Genomic DNA, 1,422 nt, shown 5'->3' with positions numbered 1-1,422 from the left:
CCTCTAGCACTACCTGGGCACTTTGAGGGGCGGTGGGCGTTTTGATCCCGCGGTGGCACTGCGGGAGATGGACATGGGCGAGAGATCGTCGGGGCCGGACCTCGATGTATGGCTGGCCCCGTTTCTGGCTGCGATGGGGCGCAAGACGCGGCGGACCTGGGCGCCGCTGTACCTGCGCGGCCTGCTCGGCCCCGGGGATCGCAAGAGCCTGCAGCCGATGGCCGCCCGTCTCGGGCTGCCGGGTCACGACCAACTGCAGCACTTCATCGCCAGCCCGGCCTGGGACGACGGCCCGCTCTGGGCGGAACTCACCCGTACCGCGGACCGGCTGGTCGGCGGATCCGACGCCTGCCTGGTGATCGACGATACGGCGCTGCCGAAGAAGGGCACGCGCTCGGTGGGCGTGGCGCGCCAGTACTGCGGGCACCTCGGCAAGAAGGCCAACTGCCAGTCGCTCGTCTCGCTCACCCTGGCGCGGGGCGAGGTGCCCGTGCCGGTTTGCCTGCACCTGTTCCTGCCGGAGGAGTGGGTCGCCAACCCGAAGCGGTGTGAGCGGGCAGGTGTGCCCGAGGCGGCGGTGGTGCCGCAGAGCAAGGGCGAGATCGCGCTTGCCGAACTCGACCGCCTGCAGGCCGAAGGCGTCCGCTTCGGTGTGGTACTGGCCGATGCCGGCTACGGCTGTAGCGCCCTGTTTCGGCATGGCCTCGACGCGCGCGGGCTGACCTGGGCGGTGGGGATCGCCAAGAACCAGAAGGTCTACGATCCCGACGTGCGGCTGGTGGAGCCGGGCGGGAGGGCGCGCAGACCCGTGCCGGATCAGGAGCCGCAGGAGGCCGAGGCGGTTCTCGCTGCGCTGCCGTGGCGGCGCGTGACGTGGCGACAGGGCACGAAGGGCGCGCTCGCGGCCCGGTTTGCCATGACCCGCGTGCGGGTGGGCGACGGTCCGATCTGGGGCAACAACCGCCATCTGCCGGGCGCCGAGGTCTGGTTGGTGGGCGAGTGGCGCGCCTCGGGCGAGCGCAAGTACTACCTCTCGAACCTGCCGCCCCGCACGACCCGGCGCGCCCTGGCCGGCACAATCAAGGCGCGCTGGGTGTGCGAGCAGGGCCACCAGCAGTTGAAGGAGGAACTGGGCCTCGACCACTTCGAGGGCCGCTCCTGGACCGGCCTGCACCGGCACGCGCTGATGACGTGCATCGCCTGCGCCTACCTGCAGCACCTGCGCCTGGCTGGGCCCGACCGGACGGATGGGGGAAAAAAGGTGGCCGGCCTACCGGGACCGCCACCGTCTCCGAGCCTGCCCGCCGTGCGGCAGGCCATCATCGGCCGCCTGTTCGTCGGCCTCATCCCACCGGTGCGATGCCCGCACTGTCGCCGCCGCTTCCGGCTGCCGTCTGACCTCAAAGTGCCCAGGTAGTGCTA

At 71.3% G+C, this 1,422-nt stretch carries 1 pseudogene; it reads left to right on the top strand.

Features of this window, described 5'->3' with window-relative positions:
- Window positions 1-73: 73 nt before the first annotated feature.
- Window positions 74-1,398, top strand: a pseudogene (locus ME121_RS32705) (IS701 family transposase).
- Window positions 1,399-1,422 lie beyond the last annotated feature (24 nt).

Source organism: Methylobacterium sp. ME121, from assembly GCF_000974725.1.
Taxonomy (GTDB): domain Bacteria; phylum Pseudomonadota; class Alphaproteobacteria; order Rhizobiales; family Beijerinckiaceae; genus Methylobacterium; species Methylobacterium radiotolerans.
This window is presented reverse-complemented; position numbering and strand designations above follow the sequence as displayed.